The organism is Terribacillus sp. DMT04, assembly GCF_019056395.1.
In the GTDB taxonomy this organism is placed as follows: domain Bacteria; phylum Bacillota; class Bacilli; order Bacillales; family Amphibacillaceae; genus Terribacillus; species Terribacillus aidingensis_A.
Map to the genome: position 1 here is coordinate 2,526,311 of NZ_CP077639.1, position 22,195 is coordinate 2,548,505.

Consider the following 22,195-nt stretch of genomic DNA (forward strand, 5'->3'; position numbering starts at 1 on the left):
ATAAATAAAAAGAGCAGCGCCGATTGTCGGTTCGCTGCTCTTTCAATTATGGCTCGCTGTTCGATATGATTGTAATTCTTGAATTAGCTTTGTCATCATGTCAGTTGTGTCGTTGATTTGCTGGTTCTCCGTTTGTGAGATTAATTTCACAAGGATATTCTTGTAGATTTCCTGCTCTTTCACTATGTCACCTCGTTTGGTAATCGATACTATACGATATGTACGCAAACTGTATCGCGTTACACTTAGTGACTATACCACATTTCATGCAAGAAGATGTCCAAACTTGTAAAAATAAGCATATTGATGCAATTAGGATTGTTTCCAGAAGAGATGGTACAAGTTTCTCCCGATAATCACCGCAATTAGCCCTGCACATGCACCGATCGTATCAATTACTACATCCCCAACATAAGGTGTCCTGCCAGGCGTCAGGCTTTGGTGAAACTCATCAAAGCACGCATAAAGAACAGAAATAATTAGTGCCAGCTGCAGTGATAAGCGGTACTTAAAGCCAAACCCTTTATATAGTGCCGTGCACGCCAAAATGGCTAGAAAGAAATAAACAGTGAAATGAGCTCCTTTTCGGATGAAGAACTCTACAAAGGAATAAATGCCCACTGCCTCCACACTAACTTCGTTTCCATGATAGGTAAACTGGATAGGTGACAAATAAGGCACAAGCGGACTCAAATCGATGTGAGAAGATAGCATCGGTTTGATATCCTGTTCCTGATAGGGGGTGGCGGAAAATAGGTAGATAATGATGATGCATGCCAGCGGCAGCAACCCATAAACCCATTTTTTCATGCTCATTCGTTCCCCTCCCTTTTTTTGGATAAGATTAGATTATAGCATAATCAATTGCATAAGGGCAGTGTATCCTATGTGTCTGTTTACTAAACCTTTACACGAAACAGCTTTTCCACTGGAAATTAATTAGCTATAATATAGTTAGAAAAGCTAGCCAATCATGCTTGTACACTAAAGGAGAACTTATGAAACGATTTGCTGTCATATTAGTCATTGCTGGACTGCTGTTAGTCGGATACGGAGGCTTTGAATGGTATACCACCTCCCAAGCGCAAAAAGAGTCCTTGTCAGCTGCTAAATCCATGCTGCATGAAGCACACGCGGCAGAAAAGCTCACTCCCGAGGAAGAGAAAGCGGAAGCAAGCACCTTTGAACCGGGTCAAGGCGATGTTGCAGGTGTTCTGCACGTCCCGAAGATCGATGCGGAATTACCCATTGTGGAAGGAACAGATGCCAACGACTTGGCGAAGGGAGTCGGCCATTATAAAGGAACGGCTTATCCACTTCAAAATGATCAGATTGTTTTATCGGGCCACCGCGATACAGTATTCCGCAATATGGGCGAAGTAAAAGTAGGCGATACATTCGTTGTCGAAATGCCATACGGTTCTTTTACCTATAAAGTTGAAAACACAAAAATTGTCGATAAAGACGATCTAACTGTTATTGTGCCAACTGCGCCTGATGAAGTATTGACAGTAACAACTTGCTATCCATTTTCATACGTAGGTGATGCACCAGAACGATTTGTCTGGACAGCAGTACCTGTAGAAACAGAATAAACCGAGCAGCCTCAGCTGTTCGGTTTTACGTTTAGTTCTTGCACCCCTGCGATTCAGTTACCAGGATTTAATTTCTTCTCTACATTTCGCAAATGAATCAAACATTGCAGACGTGCTAACTCTGCTTCTCCAGTTTTAATGGCTTCATAGATTTCTTTATGCTCCATATAAATCACCTGTTTATTACGCAGTAAGTCTTCTTTATCTTCAAACGACAAAGCCAGTGCCCGCTTATATACTGTATCCAAATTAGCAAATGTTTGTATCATGACTGGATTATGCGTCGCCTTCATCACAGCCAGATGAAAAGCAAAGTCCGCATCCCGTCCTTTATGCATTTCCGTACTATCCGCGTCCTGCATCAACTCCAACGCCGCGCGCATCTCAGCAAGTTCCTTTTCTGTCCGCCGATCTGCTGCCAGCATGGCTGCTTCTGGCTCCAGAATTTTGCGCATCTCAAACAAATATCGAAAACTGGCTAAGTCTGATTCATCTACCATTACTTGATGAAAATATTCACCGTGAAATGCCTGCTCAACATATGTTCCGCCGCCTTGCTTTGAAGAAACAGCTCCTTGTGCTTTAAGTTCACTTAGCGCTTCTCGAATGGAAGCACGGCTTACACCGTATTTTTCACATAACTTCTTTTCAGTTGGAAGTTTTTGACCAGGTTCAATTTCCCCTTCGACAATTTGTCCCAAAATTTCGGCTGCAATTCGATGCGCCATTTTCTCCTTCTTCATGATTACGTTCTTTTTCTCCTTTTTTGTCTGACAAATATTCTTCATAGATTTTATTAGTTACGGACTACTCTTTCTTTTCAACACTGAAACGCTGATATTTCGCTATTTTCTTTACTCATTTTCTATTTTATCATGCCTTTTACATACATCAAGATATTTTTGCCTTACAAATTTATCTTGCAAATTATCATTTATACCGTTTACAATCAGATTAGCGAAAGTCTTGTCCATCTGAGGACCGTTTACTAGATTAGCGAGATATTAGGCATTTGTGTTGTGTTATATTGTTCGTTGATTCATTATCAATGCATTCCAATACGTTCTAATATTCCAGAGAAGGCACATCTGTGTCTTCTCTCTCTGTCGGCTCACAAAATTGACAAGACGCCAAAACTGTTTCTATCATTATTTTTATGTATTTTTATACTTACATCACGGAGGACATCATATGAAGCGTTTTAAGATTGGACTAGCCTACCAGATTCTAATTGGACTGGTGTTAGGTATTATTGTTGGTGCGATATTCTATGGCAGTGATACTGCCGTTAATGTATTACAGCCCCTTGGAGACTTATTCCTGCGGGCAATTAAGATGATCGTTGTACCGATCGTTATCGCCTCTATCGTTGTAGGTATTGCTGGTGTCGGTGACATCAAGCAAGTTGGGAAACTAGGTTTTAAAACAATTTTGTATTTCGAAATTGTCACAACTATCGCATTAGTCGTTGGATTAGCTTTCGGTAACATCTTCCAGCCTGGTGCTGGTATTGATCGTTCCGAATTAGAAACAACTAGTATCTCGCAGTATGAGGAAACAGCCGCAACGCAAGAAGAACATACAGTTGTCGATACATTCCTTGAGATTATCCCGACAAATATTTTCCAATCGATGGCGGAAGGGGATATGCTCGCAATCGTATTCTTCTCTGTTTTATTCGGTGTTGGAGTTGCAGCAATCGGGGAGCGCGGGAAGCCAGTACTTTCCTTCTTCCAAGGTGTAAGCGAAACGATGTTCTGGATTACAAACCTTGTTATGAAACTAGCTCCAATTGGTGTATTTGGCTTGATTGGTGTCACAGTAGCCAAATTTGGTCTGGAATCACTAATTCCGCTAGGTAAACTTGCAATTATCACATATGGAAGCATGATCTTCTTCGTTGTCGTAGTCTTTTCAATTATTGCGAAGATCTGCGGCGTGAACTTATTCAAAATGCTGCGTATGCTGAAAGATGAATTGCTGCTTGCTTTCTCTACAGCTAGCTCTGAAACAGTTCTTCCTAAAATCATGCAGAAAATGGAACACCTAGGTGCGCCAAAAGCGATTACATCTTTTGTTGTACCGACTGGTTACACATTTAACTTGGACGGCTCTACGCTTTACCAAGCGTTAGCTACCCTATTCATCGCACAAATGTATGGTATTGATATGTCCATTTGGGATCAGCTGCTTGTACTAGGTGTCCTCATTGTCACATCAAAAGGAATCGCCGCTGTACCTGGGACAAGCTTCGTTGTTCTGCTTGCAACATTGAGCGCAGTCGGACTTCCTGCAGAAGGCTTAGCCTTTATTGCTGGTATCGACCGTATTTTAGACATGGGACGTACTGCCGTGAACGTTGTCGGCAACTCCTTAGCTGTTGTTGTTATTTCCAAATGGGAAGGCAAATTCAAACTAAATGAAAAAGCACTAGAAAAACCACTTAAAAAGAGAGCGGGACAAAACCCCAAAAAATGAGAAATTAAAATGAGGCAGGCGTCTCCGAGAATTCGGAGATGCCTGCCTCATCTTTTTATCGTTAATTTACTGTTTATAGAAGCAAAAAAAGGACCCCTCTGATAGAATTAAGTTACGACACAAAACACAAAAGAGGAGGGTCCTTATGTTTAAACATTATACCATGTGTGAAGTCGTTTTACCTCTAGATTTGGAAAGAAAATTACCTGAAAATGATATTGCTTTTACCGTTAACCATTTAGTAGAAAGTATTCCAGACGAAGCTTTTGACGGTTTCCGTCGGGAAACCGGACACCCTGCTTATCACCCTCGCATGATGATGAAGATTATTTTATGTGCCTATACGCAATCCGTTTTCTCGGGCCGTAAAATTGAGTCATTACTTCAAGACAGCGTACGCATGATGTGGCTTGCCCAAGATTATCAGCCCAGCTATCGCACCATCAACCGATTCCGTGTGAACCCTCACGTAAAAGAACTCTTACGCCAGTGCTTTGTCCAATTTCGCAGCCAGCTGGTTCAAGAAAAAGTCATTGAAGAAGAAGCCATTTTTATTGATGGCACCAAAATCGAAGCAAATGCCAACAAGTTTACTTTTGTATGGCGGAAGTCCACTGAGAAATACAGTACGCAATTGGTGGAAAGATCGGCTCAGATGTATGAAGAACTGTTGGAGCAGGAAATTATCCCCGCAATCGAGCTGGAGAACCCCGAAGCCCTATCGGGCGAAGAGTTAACAAAAGTAGCAGAAAAACTGGACGAAAAGGTGCAGGAATACGATCGCCGCATAGAAGCAAGTGATGATACTGCCGAACGCAAGCAGCTTCGTTCCGAACGTAAAGCACCAAAACAGTACCGAAAGCAAGTCAATGATTTCATTAAACGGAAATCAAAATATCAGGTCGACATGGAAATCTTCGGAGACAGAAATAGCTACTCCAAAACTGACCATGGTGCCACTTTTATGCGCATGAAAGATGATTATATGAAAAATGGCCAACTTAAACCTGGGTACAATGTGCAGCTGGCTACTGAAGGTCAATATGCCCTGGCCTATGATGTGTTCCCGAATCCTACGGATACGCGAACTTTCATCCCTTTCCTTGATAAGATTGAACGGGACTTTTTTGAGCTGCCCGACTATATTGTCGCGGATGCCGGATATGGCAGTGAGCAAAATTATGATGATGTGGTAAATAATCGGAAGCGCATCCCTCTCATCACCTATAATCACTACCGAAAAGAAAAGCAAAAGAAATATAAACAAGATCCTTACCAAGTAGCTCACTGGGATTACGATGCCGAAGGCGACTTTTTCACTTGCCCGAATAACCGGAAATTAGCGTTTCGGTACCTATCCGAAAGATGCGACAAATTTGGATTTAAGCGTCATTATCGCGTGTATGAATGTGACGATTGTACTGCTTGTCCCTTACGTGCAGAATGTACGAAAGCGAAAGAAGGAAACAACCGGAAAATCTATTACAACGAAAGATGGGAAAAACAAAAAGCATATACCCAGCAATTACTCAGCGAAAAAGAAACAGGGAAAATTTACGGAAAACGTAAAATAGATGTCGAGCCAGTCTTCGGATTTCTGAAGGCTCATTTGTGTTTCACTCGTTTCTCGGTACGAAGTAAAGAGAAAGTGGAAAACGAATTAGGATTCGCCTTCATGGCGGTGAACATCAGGAAGTTCACCGCCAGATCAGCAAGTATAGTAAGGAATTCAAAAAATATCAGATCAAAAAAGATCTCGGTCACCATTTTCCTGGTGACCGAGATCTTTTTTGTGTCAGAGAGGAGTTATGTCCCGCTCTCTTTTTTCATACCCACAAAACGCGAAAGTGTGTGCCGCCCATTATATAGTACAAAAGCGGTAAATCCTCACCGACTACCTGACCTATCACATTGACCTTATTGTCCTGTAGCAACGCACGTCTAGCAATTTGAATCTCGCCTTTATAGCGCAGATACAAATCATTGTCGATTGTAATAGCACCCTTTCTTCGCTCTATACAATTGGAGGGCTCTATCTTTATATCCCTGAACATCCCACTCATACGAGATTCCTCCGAACGAATAACATCTCGCGCATTATCAGGGCGGTTATGTGTCCCTTTACCAAGCAGCTGATGCGCTCTGTTTCTATCACCAAAAGCATGTGCGCGGAGTGTAAGAATTCGCTCGGAATCTGTCAGCTGTTCTAACGCCTCCTCCGAAACATCTGAATCACCAATCAAAATCTTATCTACCCCATATGCTTTCAATTCTGTATAAGCAGCAAACGTACCATACGTGCGATGCTGCTCTAATGTTGGCAAACCCTGATACAGCGGACCACGTCGGTTGCAATCACCCGGAATAAATGCTTGCACCTTTAGTCCGTGCGACTGAAACATACGATTTTTATCTAAAAAGTCACCAAGAGACAATCCAGTTTCTGGTCGGGGATAAAAATTATGCCACACTTCTGTATGTGCTGTAGATAACCCATTTTCCAGTAAACGAACTAATTGTGCTTCCGTCAGCGTGCTTGCGTTCAGTGCAATTGTCATCTGCTTCGATAACCGGACAATCACATCTTCTTCCAAGCCATAATCAATTCGCAAGCCCGTCAATCCCCAGTCCAATACTTTGTCGGCAGATTGCCAATCCAAACCGAGTTTCTCCATGCTAGCTGCAGAGATATCAGCAATAAACTCCATATCAAGTGACGAAGCAATTGATCCGATGGCCTGCAATTTCGTTCGATACTGTGACGCATCGTCTTCCGGTATGTGCAAGGAAGTGAACATGCTTCGAAATCCTGCAGCATAATACTTTTTGATTGTTTCTATCTCTACTGAATCATGTAAGTAGACAGCTATCCCTAACATCTTCGCCCTCCTATGTAGAAAAGGCGCCAGCCGACGCCTTTTACCTCAAATATCCTTTGCCATCTCTTCTTTAAAACCGAAGAAATAGGTGAAAAGAAACCCAGCAATGTACGCAGCAACGATTCCGATAATATATTGCAGATATTTTCCTTCTGCAATAAGGGGGATTAACGATAATCCCGATACCCCAATGGCTTTTGCACCTGTAGCAAACAAGGCCTGAACGGCACCGCCGACAGCTGCTCCTAAGCAAGCGGTTACGAATGGCCGGCCGAGTGGCAGTGTTACGCCGTAAAGCAGCGGTTCTCCAATCCCAAGAAAGCCAGCAGGCAGTGCGCCTTTAATAATGTTTCGTAGACGTTTGTTGCGTGTTTTTACAAAAATGGCAATCGAAGCACCAACCTGCCCGCCGCCAGCCATCGCCAATATCGGAAGTAAAGCCGTAAACGTGAATGTCTGAATCAGCTCAACGTGAATCGGCGTCAAACCGTGATGCAGTCCGACCATAACGAGCGGCAGGAAGAACCCAGCAAGCAATGCACCAGCGACAACACCGCCCACATCCAAGACAGCATTAATACCAGTAGTAATGCCATCTGACAATACACCGGCAACCGGCATAATCACAAGCAAAGAAGCGACTCCGACGAACAGGACAGTCAAAATAGGTGTAAAAATAATATCAATACTATTTGGCATAAACTTGCGCACACGCTTCTCGATAAAACTCATCAGCCAAGCAGCGAAAATGACACCAAATAACCCGCCGCGTCCTGGTACAAGTGCCTCTCCGAATAACGTAATAGTCGCGAGAGCCGGGTTAAAGAGAATCATCCCGGCAATAGCTCCGAGCACTGGTGAGCCGCCAAACTCTTTGGCTGTGTTCCACCCGACTAAAATAGCGAGGAAACTGAATAAACTGCCGCCGATGAGCTGAAGAATCTGTACAATAGCAAGTGTCGGATCAGCCCCTGCATTGACCGCAAAGCTCACCCCGCCATTGATGATACCGGAAGCAATCAACCCAGGAATAAGCGGAATGAAAATATTTCCGATACGCCGCAGTAAAAACTTAAGCGGCGTTTTATTCTTTTCCTTCATCTTTTCGCGTTTGATTTGCGCCTTTTCTTCAAATGTCAGATTGTCCATATCAGCAGCTTCTTCTCCAACACCAAGTCCGGTCATACGGCTGATCTCATCTGTCACTTTATTCACAGTTCCGGGACCGACAACGATTTGCAGCGTATCATCTACGACAACACCCATGACGCCATCAATTTGTTTCAATGCATCAAAGTTAACTAATGCGTCATCCTTCACCCGCATGCGAACACGTGTCATACAGTGCGTTAAAGCAACCACATTATCCGAACCGCCAACCTCGCGCAGAATCTGCTCCGCCAATTGATTCATCTTCGCCATCCTGATTCCCCCTCTTTACGCTTTTATCGCTGACCGAACAAACCCTCCTGCTTCTGCTAGCTTTTGTGCAGCATCTTCCTTTGACAAATCAAGCAGCAGCATAACAATAGCTGTTTTCACATGACCATCCGCTTTATGGAATGCATCTTCCGCAAGGCTGTAAGCAGAACCCGTCGCGTCCATAATGATTCGCTTGGAACGCTCCTGCAGCTTAGCGTTGGTCGGTTTTACATCGACCATTAAATTTTCATACACTTTTCCGATGCCGACCATACTGGCGGTCGAAATCATATTCAGCACCAGCTTTTGTGCTGTCCCAGCTTTTAATCGTGTGGAGCCAGCCAGCACCTCGGCGCCCGTTTCCACTTCAATTGCAATACGAGCGTGCTTGGAAACGGCCGCATCTAGATTACAAGCAATGCTGACTGTAGAAGCGCCCACAGCTGCTGCGTAATCGAGTGCACCGATTACATAAGGCGTCCTGCCGCTAGCTGCAATGCCAATGACCGTATCTTTTGCACATAATCCTATTTCCTCTAGCTCTTTTGCTCCAAGACTAGGATTATCTTCAGCTCCTTCTTTTGCCTTCCGAAAAGCCGACATTCCGCCTGCCAGCAAGCCTTGCACCATGTCTTCTGCTGTGCTGAACGTTGGCGGACATTCAACTGCGTCTAAGATACCAAGTCGGCCGCTTGTTCCCGCACCAGTGTAAATCAGTCTGCCGCCTGCCTGGAAAGTGCTAATCACTTGTTCCACTGCTGCTGTGATTTCTGGCAAAGCCGCTTCTACCGCTAGCGGTACCGTTTGATCTTCTTTGTTCATAAGCTGCAATACTTCTTTTACAGAAAGCTGATCCAGCTGCATACTGCTTGGATTCCGTTTTTCTGTCGTCAATTTATCTAGCATATGCTTCCCTCACTTTTGTTCTGTTTGGAATGTTTGCTGTATTGCCTGACGTGATTTTTCGAGTGCTTCGATAGTATGGTTATAATTTCTTCCGGCTACAGCCGTGTACATAATGTCCATGACGTACATTTGCACAATGCGGGAACTTGTAGCTGCACTGCGGATCTGCGCTTCCCTGGCAACAGTAAAAAGCTTGATATCTGCTAGCTCCTGCAGCCGATTCTGCCCTACTTTCGTCATTGCAATCGTTGTGGCACCTGATTGCTTTGCCTGCTGCAAAACCGGAAGCAGCTGTTCTGTCTCCCCAGAATAACTTATCGCAAAAGCAACATCATCTGCTGTTAAATTGGCAGCAGATGCCAGTTGCTGATGCGCATCACTATACGCCGTACACCATTTGCCAATCCGGCCAAATTTCTGTTCTCCATCTTCTGCAACTAAATAAGAAGCACCCACACCATAAAAATCAATTTTACGCGCATGTGCGATTGCCGATACCACCGCTTCCATCGCCGCTTCATCATTAACCAGCAGCGTCTTTCTGATCGACTGCGTATGCTTCTCCGCAATTGCCTCCATTAAATGCGCAACCGTATCATTCGGCTTGATTTCATGGAACACCCCTTTGTCAGCGCTTACATTTTGTAAATCACCAACAATCTTCAACTTCAAATTTTTGTATCCTGTTACACCAATCGATTTACACAGACGGATAACAGCCGCTTCACTTGATCCACTCCTATCTGCCAGCTCCTTCACCGTAAGCTGGACCACTTCAGCAGGATGTGCAAGTATGTAATTGGCTGCATGCTTTTCAGAAGGCTTAATTCTTTGCAAATTCTCTCGAAGCAGTGTTAAACCGCCCTTCATATAGTTCACCTTCCTCTTTTTTAAAATTTAGATTCATAATTAGAGTATATTACTAAAACAAAATTTCATGAAGGTGTTTGAAAAGATTGTTTAGTGAGTTTTTGATTGATGATTGAGATTCAGTTGATGTGGATAAAAAAATAGCTTTATCATATGTAAACGAGAGCGTTGAACTAGGTAAATAGTTTTAGCAAGTGACTTCTAAACTATAAAAATGGGTTATTTCTTCCTGTTCATAACAGCATTTACCATCTGGTATCATAACTATAGTAATACTATAATTTACCGACAGTAGGTGTTTGCTTTGTCTTATTTGGCATCTTTAATGACAGGACGTACTGAAAAATTAGAACAGCTTTCTCGACTCCGTCAAGCTAAATCCACTTTAGAAACTCTTCAAATGGACATGGTTCAACATAGCAGAGATATTACAGAACCTGAATTACCTCCTAACGCATGGAAAGGAACTACGGCAGATAAGTTTGAACAAAAACGTGATGCAGCTCTCCGCTCTTATAAAGACATCTCACATAACAAAATGGATGATGCCGTGCAATTAATCAGCAGTAGAATGGGCGCACTACATAACAGCGTACAATCAACTGAAATACGAATAGAGCGGGAAAAGCAACGTATAAAGGACGAGAAGTGAGGGAGAAAACATTATGAATGGAGAAATAAAAATAGCATACGAGGAGGCAAGTAAGTTAGTTAATAAGGTTGAAAAAAACATCGCTAATATTGAAGCTGACCTCCTACGTTCATTTGCTGATAAAAATGAACTAAACACTGTAAGAAAGATAAATGAATTTAATAATGCATTGGCCAAAGTGACAGAAGCTTATAAGCAGCTACTTATTAAAAATAACGAAAGTGTTCTCCAAACAATTGAAACTTTTCGCGAGATGGACAACTCTCTATCTAATTCATTTAAGGGAGAAAAGAAATGAAACAATTACATAATCAGTCCCTTCATGCTGATATCAATCAATTGCTAACCAAGTTAGATACAAAATTAGACCAAATGGATCAACTTAAAAATGCTATAGTAGATTTATCTCACAGTCAAGATTCTTTCACTGGCGCAACTGGTACTTCAATAAGAAGTTACTATCAAGATATTCATCAAACTTTTATTTCATTTTATTGTGAGTCGATAAAAGGTTATAAATCTCTGCTTAAGAATTTGCGAGATACCTCGTTAGATTTAGAAGTTGATAAAACTGGGAGAATAAGGCAAGATTTCTTAGAAGGAGAATTGACCGATAGCTTGGATAGATCCAAAAAAATGACTATCGATAAAGTAGAGGAAGCTAATAATATATTTAGTTCAATTAATGATATTATCCATCTTAGTAATTTAAATGCTGATGCATTTACTCATAAAATAAATGATGCGCAAAAGGTAACAAACGAAACAATAGAGGATTTAATTGAATTCGATACAAAAAATAATAAAGGATTAGAAACTTTCGGTGACGATATCCAATTGATGAAGCAGTATGTAACCGAAATGGAAAGTATGATTAAGGACGGCAATTTGAGTGTTGAAAATTATTCACCAACTCAATTGAATCTATCAATACCGTACCAGGCAGCAAAGCATTCATTGGAAACCAGATCAAATACTGATAAGTTCTCCAATCCTACTCCTCATGATCTGGTTAAAGAAATTATGGAACTTGATATGACTAATAGTTCTTTATCTATTGGAAAAAAAGGAAACGCTGTATCAGCATACAAAATCTCTACTCAACCCAACAAAAAATATGAACGTGAATTCAGTACAGAAGACGGCTGGGAGGACGGAGTTGGTAATGTCAGTTTATTAGCAAGCATGGATTTAGATGAGAAATATATTAGATTGGACACATCTGGATCAGTGGTTGATACAAAATACAAAGAAGAAGGTATAGATTCTCTTAGAGCAAGGGCTATCTATGGTGAAACTAAGTCTTATCTGCCATATGGATTAGACACGTTAACGAGCAATATTTTGTATGGACAACACATAGGAGCAAAAGTCGAAGCTGGGATTGGCAAAATTGAAGCTACTCATGAGAACTCACCCCTATCTGGCACTGTGAACTTCGGACAGGCAGAAGGTAAAGCTAATTATGAAGATTATACAGTAAGTGCAGGTTTAAATGCATCAATAGCTAAGATAGAAATTAAATTAGAACCATTTAATTTCTTTGGATTTGAACCATTGGAAGAATGGTTTGGCCTTAAGAAAGATCCATACGTAGGCTTTGATGTTTTACTTGGCTCTGTGGGTGTCGGTGCTTCAGTAGGACAAGAAACCGGTGCCTATGCATCCTATGGTCTCGGCTATGGAGCAAAAATCGGCTTTATGCCAGAAGAAGACTAATAAAAAGGAGCATAATGTTCTATGTTACAAAATAAACAAGATATAAAGAAAATTTTACGTATTTCTTTACTATTATATAGTATCCTTATTGGATTAGCCGGATCTGTGAGTATCATAGCTGCTCTTATACTAATTCCAAAAGAAGAGTTACAGTATTTTATTGAACCTTTTATAGTGTTGGGGTTATTTATATATGGTACCTGTGCTGTGGCATTATTTATAAGAACAAAAATTTTCAAGGAGAAAAAAAATGAGTAATTCTAATACCACATTAATCCCAATTGGAAGTGTAGTTAAACTTAAAAAGGTTGAAAAGCCCGTCATGATTTATGGAAGACATCAAATCCAAACTAGTTCAAAAAGAATATTCGATTACATAGCAGTCCCTTATCCAGAAGGAAACCTAACTGACGATTTTAATGTCTTTTTCAATAGGGAATCAATAGATAATATATTGTATAGAGGATACGATTCGCCAATAGAACTAATACTTAGAGAACAAGTAGAAAAGGATCTAGAAAATAGCAAAAAGAAAGAGAAAACTGATGAAATTTAGAATGACTACAATCCACCTTATTTTAATTTCTACCCTGCTTCTTACAGGCTGCAGCTTTGAAGTGAGCTCTGGATCAGATAATACAACGGAACCAACAGAAACGACAGAAAATATCAATACAGATAAACTTATACCTATAGGATCCGTTGTGAAATTAAAAAAAGCGGAGAAGCCTGTTATGATTCATGGTTACGAACAACAGGAGGTTGGCACCGAAGAACTCTACGATTATATCTCTGTTCCATATCCAGAAGGTCATATCAGACCAGATTACAGCATCTTTTTTAATCGGGAGGATATTGAAGAAGTTCTGCATGTTGGCTACTCCACTCCAGAGGATAAAGAACTTCGAGAAGAAGCTGATAGCCGGTTAAAAGACTAATTCTGTTACTTTATAGGAACAAAAATCTGCAATAATTGTATTGTCAATAAAAGAAGGTGCTCATATGTTTCCGGAAAACTTAGGATTCCATACGGTAATACGTTTTGGTCTTTTTCTTTATATTATATTTGCTAGTATAGGCGGAACGATACCAGTTGCTACGATACTAATGTACGAACCGCCCAATGTTGGTTTTCTAAAAATGATTGCATTTGTTTCATTATTATTAGTACCTCTATACAGTTCATGCCTCATTGCTTGGTGGATTAGAGCAAGATTTTTCAAACGACCAGCGACAACACCAGACATAGATATTCACATTAAAGATAACAAATCTGTCATACAGCTGAAATCCTTTGTTAAGAAGGCTCTGCGGATTATCCTTCTTATTCATACCATCGTATTTAGTGTCTTTGGCATCGTCGTATTCCCCTTGTTTATTTTCTGGGTTATTCCGAATGGTTCTCTAGACACAGAATTAATGCCATTATCAATTGCTGCTTTCCTGCACTTTGGTACTTGTGTTTTGGCTCTTTGGTATCGATCTATGGTGCCTAAATATTAATTCTTTTGTACTTTATCTACTTTCCGTCTGACTAATTCAATGATCACTATTAGTACAAAAGCGGATACAGGTACTATGTCTTTTAGTACCGTATTTTCTGACACTAGACCTGTAACCGCTGATATAACCAGTAAAATCAATATAAGACTATAACTATGTTTGGCTGTTAACTTCAAAAAAATCTCCTCCAAACAAGCATGCATATGTTTAATTCTCCTCACAAATGATTAGAATTTTAATGAACGGTCATTTCATATAGCTTTCAACTAGCTCATAGCATCTTTCTTTAGTTATAGTTGCTTTCGTCGCCACTAATTCTAACGTCTCCATCGTACCACCTTCATATTTTAGTGAAGCCTCTTTTGCTTCTGCGTCGCGTTCTTTGATCCAAGTTCGTTGATTTTCTTTTAACTCATTCATTTCGGTTGCGGACAATTGTTCATGAAGTACACTATATATCTCATTCAGTTTGTTATCCCATTTTTTATATTTTTCATTTGCTTGATCAATCATTGCTTGTGTTGTTGATTTAGTCTCTGCATTCTTATCTGCTTCTTCCATTGCTTTCAGTTCTTTGAGGTATTCGTCTTTCTTTGAAGCTTCATTATTTTCTGTAGCTGCGGCAGCCTGCAAATCTTCATAAGTCCCGTTTTGATAAACTTTATAATATCCTAGGTTACCAGTTTTCCCAGAAACTCGCAGAGATACATCAACTAGTTGTATGACATAATAAGAACCTTTCTGATCGGTCAATAACTTTCCATCTGTACCAAAAGATATATCTTCGTCTTTTCCCTCTTCCATTTCTTCCTTCAGAAATTCTACAGCTTCATCTCCGCTAGAGATTTGAGCGTTATCTTCAGCAGATGTGGAACTTTTCTTTTCAGACTCGTTTGTACTCGCTTCATCATTTACTGAACTGGTATCTGTTAAATTAGTTGATTTGTCTTGTACAGAAACATTGTTTGTTTCAGCTTCCCCACTATTTGATGCGGTCTGTTCATCTGCCGAACCACAAGCAGTTAATATAAGCATAGCTACAACAGACATTGATACAAAAATCACTTTTCTATTTTTCATCTTCATTCCCCTCCTTTGAAAATATTACCATAATCACTATGATTTTTCACAAAGGAGCCCGTTAGCTTAACTTAAATTTGTAACCACAAAAAGAGCACTTGCCGAGGCAAGTGCTCTTTTATCAACTCCACCACATCGTCGTAGCAGGTTCTGTAATCACAACGTTTTTCAAATTATCCACTGCTCGCTGAAAGCCTTCTTCGATGGACATGAGGGAATCTTCATGCTCGATGCTTACGACATAGTCATAGTCGTAGGTGCGGAGTGCGCTGATCATGTTATTCCATTCTTCTATGCTGTGGCCGAGTCCGACGGTGCGGAAGTTCCATGCGCGTGTTTTAATGCTGCTGTATGGCTGCATGTCGGTTAGACCGTACATGTTGACATTGTCGGGATCAATGAATGTGTCTTTAGCATGAAAGTGATGAATGGCGCCAGCTTTGCCGAGAATTTTAATGGCGGCGGTTGGGTCAATGCCTTGCCACCACATATGACTTGGGTCAAAATTGGCTCCGATCGCTTCACTTGTGCGTTCGCGCAGCTTGAGCATCGTGTATGGCGTATGCACAAGAAAACCGCCATGCAATTCTAAGGCAATCTTTACTTGATGCTCTTCAGCAAAGGTTCCGAGTTCTTTCCAATAAGGGACAAGCTTTTGTTCCCACTGCCAGTTTAAGATATCACCGTATTCAGTCGGCCACGCTGTGACTGGCCAGTTGGGCTTTGTGGCATTTTCCTCTGAACCCGCTACACCGGAGAAGCAGTTGACAACAGGAACGGCCATTTTGGCGGCAAGCTTGATCGTTTTACGCAACAGCCAATCTGATTCCTCTGCAAATGCTTTGTCCGGTGAAATTGGATTCCCATGACAGCTGAAAGCACCAATGGTTACACCGTACTTCTCAAATGTATCTTGGTATTGCTTGAGCGCTTCCTCACTTTCCAGCAGCTCATCAATCGGGCAATGCGCATTACCGGGATACCCGCCAGTTCCGATTTCCACGGTATCTAATCCAGCTTGTGTGACGCGCTTGAGCATATCTTCTAAGGACAACTCTTGAAACAGAACGGTAAAGACGCCTAGCTTCATGCTTGTTCCTCCTTTTCTACCGCTTCGCCCGTCAGAGAGATAATCTTTTTCGTACTGTTAGAATCTAATGCAGCAAGAATGACCGCTAGTGCAGAGCGTCCTTTTTCTGCGGTAATCGGACAATTCGAATTGTTCTCCAGCACACAGCCGGCAAACGCGTCTACCACGCCTGAATTTGTTTGGGCGTCTGCGTCATTCGTTTGAATTGCACCAAGCGAATGGTAGCTTCTATCGCCATTTTGATACTCGACTACCATGGAATAATCCGGGCTGTCTTCCAATCGGATTACACCTTTTTCGCCATAAATAATCGTAGAATTGTCTTCCTCTGCTACATACGACCAGCTTGCAGTGAGCGTTCCGATAATACCCGATTTGGTGCGCAGCACGGCTACTGCATTATCATCTACATTGGCATAAGGTTTTGCCAACGTGTCGACAAAAGCCGCTACCTCTTGAATGGGTTCATCCAGCAGGAACTCAATTAAGTGGGATTTATGCACGCCCAAATCACCTAGCGCGCCAATGTATGCTTTATCTTTCTCAAAGAACCAACTGTTTTTTCCATCAATACTCCATTGCTCAGGACCTCCATGACCAAATGTTGTTCGGAAGCTGTAAATCTTGCCAAGTTCGCCGGCTTTAATCAGCTCACGCGCTTTTTTATGGGAAGGAACAAAGCTTTGGTTATGTCCAATCAGCAGCAGCTTCCCGCTTTCCTTTTGCGCTGCAATCATGTCATCCGCTTCCGCAAGTGTCGTAGCCATTGGTTTCTCACATAGCACATGCTTTCCTGCCTGCAAAGCGGCAATGCTGATAGGCGCATGCAGATGGTTGGCTGCACAAACGATTACAGCATCAAGACGGGGATCTTCAATCAATTCTTCGTATTCGGTATAAGCTGTTGCTTGATAATCTTTAGCAATTTCTTCTGAACGGCTTGGCACGACGTCACAGACGGCAGTGATTTCGGTATGCGGATTTTGGTCCAATTCTGGCAAGTGGCGGTTGCGTGCGATACTTCCTAGTCCGACAACTCCTACGCGTAATGTTTTCATAAGTTAAACAATACCTCCAAGGTTATTATTCTTTAACAGAGCCGCTTGTCAGTCCAGCAACAATTCGACGCTGGAACAAGAGAACGAGAACGACGATCGGGATGGTCACTATAACGGTAGCGGCAGTAATATCTCCCCAAGGAACACTAAATTGACTTTGATAGAAAGAAATGCCGACCGGAATCGTACGCCAGCTATCTTCGGTATTAATCGTCAGCGCAAATAGATATTCATTCCAAGCTGCGATAAATACAAGAATAGCGGTTGTAAATACGCCTGGTGCAGCCAGCGGAAAGATAATTTTCCGGAAAGTCTGGAAAGGAGTTGCTCCGTCTAGCTTTGCCGATTCTTCCAGCGAAAGCGGAATTTTAATAAAGAATGTCGACAATATCCAAATTGCCAGCGGCAGACTGATTGTAATATACGGAATGACTAAGCCGAGATAGCTGTTGCGCAACCCTGCATCCGTAACGAAATTAAAGATTGGTGATAGAACGGCAATTTGCGGAAACATGGATGCTGCCAAGACGAGTCCGAGGATTAATCCTTTAAACTTAATTGGCAGCCGGGTAACCGCGTAAGCTGTAAAAGATGCAACAATAATAGAGATAATGGTGGTGAGTGATGCGACAACAAAGCTATTCAGCATGTACAGCAGCAGCGGCCGTGTTTCCAAAGCCGATACATAGTTTTCAAAAGTCATGTTACTTGAAAACCATTGGAAGGAAGAAAAGATTTCTCCTTGTGGTTTGATTGATGTGAGAAACACCCATATGAACGGAAACATGACTAAGAACACGAAAATAATCAAGAAAATGTAGAAGCCGATACCGGCACGTTTTGTCATTTTATTTTCCTCCTTTGTCTTATTGTTTTAACCTTCCGCTGAACAAATCAGAACCGATTAGCTTGATAAAGATCGTACTGAGCAAGGCAACACTCAAGAATACAATCACACTCAATGCAGAGCCGGCACCGAAATTCTGCTGTTCGAACAAAAGCTTATACGCGTAGACACTGATAGATTCCGTTGAGTTCGCTGGTCCGCCCCCAGTAAGAACGTAAATCAGATCAAACACACGGAAAGCGTCTAATGCGCGGAATAAGACAGCTACCAAAATTGCTGAACGAATCATTGGTAACGTAATGGAGAAAAATTGCTGGAACTTATTAGCTCCATCAACTGCCGCTGCTTCATACATCGAACGCGGGATAGTCTGCAAGCCAGCCAGCAGCAAAAGTGCCATATATGGCGTTGTTTTCCAGATATCAGCAAACATGACCGAAAACATACCGCCCGCTCCAGTAGAAAGCAAGACGCCTGGATCATCAATAATACCAAGCTGGGCCATATAGTAGGCCATGATGCCAGATTGTCCGTCAAACAGGAATGTCCACATCATTGCAGCAACTGCTGTCGGTATTGCCCAAGGCACTAATACAGCAGCCCGAACAAGTCCGCGTCCGATAAACACACGGTTAATCAGCAAGGCGACTAGCATACCGACGGCAAGCTCCACGCCAACTGTCACGACGGTGAACAACAGCGTGTTCAGCATTGCTGTCCATGTTCTGCCATTAGCAAGATAATCGGTATAATTTTGGACACCGACAAAGTTTGGTTCCAAGACGGCATTTTTCGTATTTGACAGCTGAGACTCTAAATCTGTCAGTGACTGAACGGCACCCTCGGGCGCATCTTCCCGCAATGCTTGAACAGCTGCGGTTTGCTCATCCAGTGTAGCAGTAAAGCCATCTGCCCATGCTTCCGGAATATCTGTCAGCCGGAGATCATCATCATTTACAGGCTGATAATTCTCCAGCATAGTGTTGACTTCTTCATAACGATCGGCAAGTCCTTCATCTGTTTTTAACAAAGTTTCGTGCTGTTCATCTAATGCGGAAGTGACGTTGTTTAATGTATTTGCTGCGCCGGGCATTGTATCTCTGACATCTTCCATCGTGTCATAAACAAGATAGCGGTTATCAGCATATGTTTCGAGATTAATACTTAAAGAGGTAATTCTTTCCGCTTTGGAAGGGTCATTGAGGCGGTAATCGAATAAGCTGTTCCACGCGGATAACAGGATAGGCCAAATGATGATAACTGCAATAAGAATAATGGACGGCGCGACCATCGCATAACCAAGCTGCCGTTCATTCAGCTGGAACCGTCTCTTTTTCGGTTGCTTCATACGCTCAGCTCCTTTATTGGTTTACGGATTCCAACGCAGCTTGCATTTTTGTCTCCATTCGTTCAACCGCTTCTTCTGCCGTAATTTCACCAGTTAGAGCACGGGAAATTTCAATTTGCATGATATCAGATATTTCTGGGTAGATTGGTGTAATTGGTCGGGGTATCGCGTTTTGCAAGGAATTGTAAAAGTCCTCACTAGCAAGTACTGCACTAACATCGGTAATCTCTTTATCATCGTATAAAGCTTCAAGCGTCGGAGCCTTGCCGCCTTCAAGCGCGCTGATTTTTTGGCCTTGTTCTCCGCTCATCCATTTCACAAACGTCCAAGACGCTTCGACTTCATCTGAGTAGCGGTTAATCATTCGCATCCAGCCTCCTAAAGCAGATGCATTTCCGTCACTGCCAGCCGGAATGGTCGCAATACCAACATTGCCCGCTACTTTTGATACTTTTTCGTCATTTGCTGTATCATTCATGTAAGGCCAGTTCCTCGCATAAACGGCATTTCCTTCGTTAAAAGAAGACTCTGTGTCAATTTCTTTGAAGTTAAGTACATTATTCGGAACAAAGTCGCTATTGGCTATGGCAATCATCTTATTAAGTCCTTCAATCGCTTCTGGGCTATTGATTACCACATTCCCATTCGCATCAAGCACCTGCCCGCCATAAGAATAGATATACTCAATGGCATTTGTTACAATCCCTTCATACTGTGCTGCCTGCATCAAATACCCGAATTCCGCTCCTTCTTTCCCCATATTTTCCTGTGCCAGCTGCTCGAGCTCATCCCATGTTTCGGGTACTTGATCGGTTATGTCTGTTCGGTAATAAAGCAGCCCTGCATCCGCATAACCTGGCATCGCATATTGTCTGCCATTATAACGGCCCGCTTCTACTGTAGCTGGGAAGTACGCATCCATATTAATTTGATCTCTTTCAATGAGACGATCAAGCGGCAGCACGTAATTTGCCTGACCAAATTCTGCCGACCAGACAATATCGGCATCAAACACATCTACTTCCGGGCTTCTGCCGCTGAACATTGTCACATACTGATTATGTGATTGCCCCGAATCGGATGGCATTTCTCGAACAATAACATCAATGTCTGGATGCTCCTTCTCAAACGCTTTCACTAATACGTCTGTGGCGCCAGTTGTATCTGTCCCCCTTGCATATGTAATTTGTACTTTGTCATCACTCGCGCCATCTCCGCTCGTAAAAGCAGAGCAGCCTGCCAGCCCCAGACCGGCCAGTAAGGCAACCATTAGAAAGCTTCGCTTCATCACAGTTCCTCCTCGCAATTTAGTAAACGCTTTCATAATACCCCAGTACCCTTAACCTGGAGACATTAAGCATGTTCCTTATACATTTCCTTTTATTTCAAATCACTTACAATGCAAAACCATTTATAAACACTATTCATATGCGGGTTAAAATGAATTATCCCTTACAGTGCCGGTAGACAAACTATATAGTTAAAGTAACGCCTCTCCTAAAATATTTTGCAGTTCTTTATCCGCAACATCGACATTTGTTAGCAGACTCGGTTGCTTTGCCCGAGACTTAACATAACTAGAGGAATCTATGGAAAGAAACAGAAAAAGAAGACTTAGGCTCAATAACTTAGCTCGAAAGTCTTCTATTATTTATACCGTTTTTTAAACGCTGCTGACTGCTTCATACCTTATTTTATATCTTGAACTAAAGTGACATGAAATTCTCCATCGTAAGAGACCCAATTAACGGATTCGATATGTATGGCACCATTTATTTCAGGTAAATCTCGTATAATAGCATTTGCCGTTTTATCCAGCTTGTCTGTTCTTTCATCTTCATAAAGACCTTGACCACTATGCATTACTTCGCTTATGTCATCACTATACTCCTTTGTATCAGGTAGGATGTTAACGATGTATTCTATTTTACCTGTTTCTTCGTTTTTCCAAGTATTTGTAACATAGTGGACACCTTCTATCGCATAGTTTTCGTCTAAATAGTTCTTTATAGCAAAGGTATTTTCACTAGTAGAATCCGTCTCCTCGTTCCCTGCTTTACTATCATCAAAAGACTCTTTATCGGATGCAGTGTGACTTTCATCAGATTTGTCTTCCGGGCTATCTTTATCAAATTCTGTGTTTTCATTTGTATCCACGGTTTCAGAAATTTGTTCTTCCTTTTCGCTATCTGCTTGATGATGCTCTTCCAAGTTAGATGAGCTTGAAGATACTGTCTCACTCGTCTCCTTTTCTGTGTCAGCAGCAGATGATTGATCATCGCTTGATCCGGAGCATGCTCCCAGTACACCAACAATGACTGAAAGAAAAACAGCAGCGAATAATTTATCTCTTATTCTCAAGAAATGTCACCCTTCCCTTTTATGGTAAATATAGCATACCATAACCAATTTAATAGGGAATATGTAAATTAGCTTATCCTCCGCCTATTCGACGACAATATTACCTCCCGATAAAAAACGAAGAGGACAAATCCTGATTCAGATTCATCCTCTTCGTTTTTGTCTATGCTTATTATTATTATGCAGTAACGTCATATCCTTGGTCTTCAATAGCTTCTTTCATTGTATCAACTGTTACGTTTGCTTCGTCATAAGATACAACGACTGTACCAGCTTCTAGATTTACATCTGCTGCTGATACGCCATCAAGTTTTTGCAAAGCACCTTCAACGGATGCTTTGCAGTGACCGCAAGACATGCCTTGTACGTTTAGTGTCTTTTCCATGC

The 22,195-nt window shown here is 41.8% G+C and carries 25 protein-coding genes; 10 read left to right on the plus strand and 15 right to left on the minus strand.

Translation table 11 applies throughout. From position 1 onward, the window contains the following. Positions 1-42: 42 nt before the first annotated feature. Positions 43-183, minus strand: coding sequence for a hypothetical protein (locus KS242_RS13345; RefSeq protein ID WP_217321781.1), 141 nt, complete (start codon positions 181-183; stop codon positions 43-45). Between the two features lie 129 nt (positions 184-312). Further along, positions 313-816, minus strand: coding sequence for a VanZ family protein (locus KS242_RS13350; RefSeq protein ID WP_254391709.1), 504 nt, complete (start codon positions 814-816; stop codon positions 313-315). 182 nt (positions 817-998) lie between these two features. On the opposite strand from KS242_RS13350, the gene KS242_RS13355 reads away from it, so the two are divergent. Further along, positions 999-1,595, plus strand: a complete 597-nt coding sequence (locus KS242_RS13355; RefSeq protein ID WP_217321782.1) for a class D sortase — start codon at positions 999-1,001, stop codon at positions 1,593-1,595. Between the two features lie 53 nt (positions 1,596-1,648). On the opposite strand, the gene KS242_RS13360 is transcribed toward KS242_RS13355, so the two are convergent. Then, a complete protein-coding gene (locus KS242_RS13360) occupies positions 1,649-2,338 on the minus strand; it encodes a FadR/GntR family transcriptional regulator (protein ID WP_217321783.1) in 690 nt (229 codons plus the stop codon). Between the two features lie 448 nt (positions 2,339-2,786). Here KS242_RS13360 and KS242_RS13365 point away from each other — a divergent pair, with 448 nt between their 5' ends. Together KS242_RS13365 and KS242_RS13370 are read left to right on the plus strand one after the other, a co-directional pair. Further along, positions 2,787-4,073, plus strand: a complete 1,287-nt coding sequence (locus KS242_RS13365) for a cation:dicarboxylate symporter family transporter (RefSeq protein WP_217321784.1) — start codon at positions 2,787-2,789, stop codon at positions 4,071-4,073. Positions 4,074-4,218: 145 nt separating this feature from the next. Next, positions 4,219-5,988 carry an IS1182 family transposase gene (locus KS242_RS13370; RefSeq protein ID WP_217321785.1) on the plus strand — a complete coding sequence of 590 codons (1,770 nt, stop codon included), beginning with the start codon at positions 4,219-4,221 and terminating at the stop codon, positions 5,986-5,988. Here the strand turns inward: KS242_RS13370 and KS242_RS13375 are convergent. Genes KS242_RS13375 through KS242_RS13390 form a run of 4 tightly spaced genes read right to left on the minus strand, consistent with a single transcriptional unit; the run spans position 5,900 to position 10,150 of the window. Next, positions 5,900-6,952, minus strand: a complete 1,053-nt coding sequence (locus KS242_RS13375; protein WP_217321786.1) for a DUF871 domain-containing protein — start codon at positions 6,950-6,952, stop codon at positions 5,900-5,902. The two genes, KS242_RS13370 and KS242_RS13375, sit on opposite strands and share 89 nt — an antisense overlap. Before the next feature lie 45 nt (positions 6,953-6,997). After that, complete coding sequence (locus KS242_RS13380; RefSeq protein WP_217321787.1) at positions 6,998-8,374, minus strand: PTS transporter subunit EIIC; 1,377 nt, start codon at positions 8,372-8,374, stop codon at positions 6,998-7,000. Between the two features lie 15 nt (positions 8,375-8,389). After that, positions 8,390-9,280, minus strand: coding sequence for an N-acetylmuramic acid 6-phosphate etherase (gene murQ / locus KS242_RS13385; RefSeq protein ID WP_217321788.1), 891 nt, complete (start codon positions 9,278-9,280; stop codon positions 8,390-8,392). A 9-nt stretch (positions 9,281-9,289) separates the two neighbouring features. Beyond that, the gene (locus KS242_RS13390; RefSeq protein WP_217321789.1) at positions 9,290-10,150 is read right to left on the minus strand and encodes a MurR/RpiR family transcriptional regulator; all 861 of its coding nucleotides are present in this window, start codon (positions 10,148-10,150) and stop codon (positions 9,290-9,292) included. A 304-nt stretch (positions 10,151-10,454) separates the two neighbouring features. Here KS242_RS13390 and KS242_RS13395 point away from each other — a divergent pair, with 304 nt between their 5' ends. The 7 genes from KS242_RS13395 (at position 10,455) to KS242_RS13425 (ending at position 14,024) form a co-directional block, all read left to right on the plus strand. Further along, complete coding sequence (locus tag KS242_RS13395) at positions 10,455-10,802, plus strand: YwqH-like family protein (RefSeq protein WP_217321790.1); 348 nt, start codon at positions 10,455-10,457, stop codon at positions 10,800-10,802. Positions 10,803-10,815: 13 nt separating this feature from the next. Next, complete coding sequence (locus tag KS242_RS13400) at positions 10,816-11,100, plus strand: DUF5344 family protein (protein WP_217321791.1); 285 nt, start codon at positions 10,816-10,818, stop codon at positions 11,098-11,100. Then, a complete protein-coding gene (locus KS242_RS13405) occupies positions 11,097-12,521 on the plus strand; it encodes an LXG domain-containing protein (protein WP_217321792.1) in 1,425 nt (474 codons plus the stop codon). The genes KS242_RS13400 and KS242_RS13405 overlap by 4 nt, the downstream gene beginning before the upstream one ends. Positions 12,522-12,542: 21 nt before the next feature. Next, positions 12,543-12,779: a hypothetical protein gene (locus KS242_RS13410; RefSeq protein WP_217321793.1), complete on the plus strand. Its 237-nt coding sequence runs from the start codon at positions 12,543-12,545 to the stop codon at positions 12,777-12,779. Continuing rightward, on the plus strand, positions 12,772-13,077 hold the full coding sequence (locus KS242_RS13415) for a DUF4176 domain-containing protein (RefSeq protein WP_217321794.1): 306 nt from the start codon (positions 12,772-12,774) through the stop codon (positions 13,075-13,077). The genes KS242_RS13410 and KS242_RS13415 overlap by 8 nt, the downstream gene beginning before the upstream one ends. Further along, positions 13,067-13,459 carry a DUF4176 domain-containing protein gene (locus KS242_RS13420; RefSeq protein ID WP_254391710.1) on the plus strand — a complete coding sequence of 131 codons (393 nt, stop codon included), beginning with the start codon at positions 13,067-13,069 and terminating at the stop codon, positions 13,457-13,459. The genes KS242_RS13415 and KS242_RS13420 overlap by 11 nt, the downstream gene beginning before the upstream one ends. 64 nt (positions 13,460-13,523) lie before the next feature. Continuing rightward, positions 13,524-14,024, plus strand: a complete 501-nt coding sequence (locus KS242_RS13425) for a hypothetical protein (RefSeq protein WP_217321795.1) — start codon at positions 13,524-13,526, stop codon at positions 14,022-14,024. A 246-nt stretch (positions 14,025-14,270) separates the two neighbouring features. Here the strand turns inward: KS242_RS13425 and KS242_RS13430 are convergent, their stop codons facing one another. The 8 genes from KS242_RS13430 to copZ all read right to left on the minus strand — a co-directional run bounded on the left by KS242_RS13430 (position 14,271) and on the right by copZ (position 22,193). After that, on the minus strand, positions 14,271-15,104 hold the full coding sequence (locus KS242_RS13430; protein WP_254391711.1) for a lysozyme inhibitor LprI family protein: 834 nt from the start codon (positions 15,102-15,104) through the stop codon (positions 14,271-14,273). 121 nt (positions 15,105-15,225) lie between these two features. Then, entirely contained in the window at positions 15,226-16,194 is a 969-nt protein-coding gene (locus tag KS242_RS13435) for a sugar phosphate isomerase/epimerase family protein (protein WP_217321796.1), read from the minus strand. Continuing rightward, entirely contained in the window at positions 16,191-17,252 is a 1,062-nt protein-coding gene (locus tag KS242_RS13440) for a Gfo/Idh/MocA family protein (protein WP_217321797.1), read from the minus strand. The genes KS242_RS13435 and KS242_RS13440 overlap by 4 nt, the downstream gene beginning before the upstream one ends. A 25-nt stretch (positions 17,253-17,277) precedes the next feature. Next, positions 17,278-18,099, minus strand: a complete 822-nt coding sequence (locus tag KS242_RS13445; protein WP_217321798.1) for a carbohydrate ABC transporter permease — start codon at positions 18,097-18,099, stop codon at positions 17,278-17,280. A gap of 19 nt (positions 18,100-18,118) precedes the next feature. Beyond that, positions 18,119-19,447, minus strand: a complete 1,329-nt coding sequence (locus KS242_RS13450) for a carbohydrate ABC transporter permease (RefSeq protein ID WP_217321799.1) — start codon at positions 19,445-19,447, stop codon at positions 18,119-18,121. 13 nt (positions 19,448-19,460) lie between these two features. Continuing rightward, positions 19,461-20,735 (minus strand): ABC transporter substrate-binding protein, encoded by a 1,275-nt coding sequence (locus KS242_RS13455; protein WP_217321800.1) that lies wholly within the window; start codon positions 20,733-20,735, stop codon positions 19,461-19,463. Between the two features lie 401 nt (positions 20,736-21,136). Then, a complete protein-coding gene (locus KS242_RS13460) occupies positions 21,137-21,808 on the minus strand; it encodes a hypothetical protein (RefSeq protein WP_217321801.1) in 672 nt (223 codons plus the stop codon). 178 nt (positions 21,809-21,986) lie between these two features. After that, entirely contained in the window at positions 21,987-22,193 is a 207-nt protein-coding gene (copZ, locus tag KS242_RS13465; protein ID WP_217321802.1) for a copper chaperone CopZ, read from the minus strand. Between the last annotated feature and the right edge of the window lie 2 nt (positions 22,194-22,195).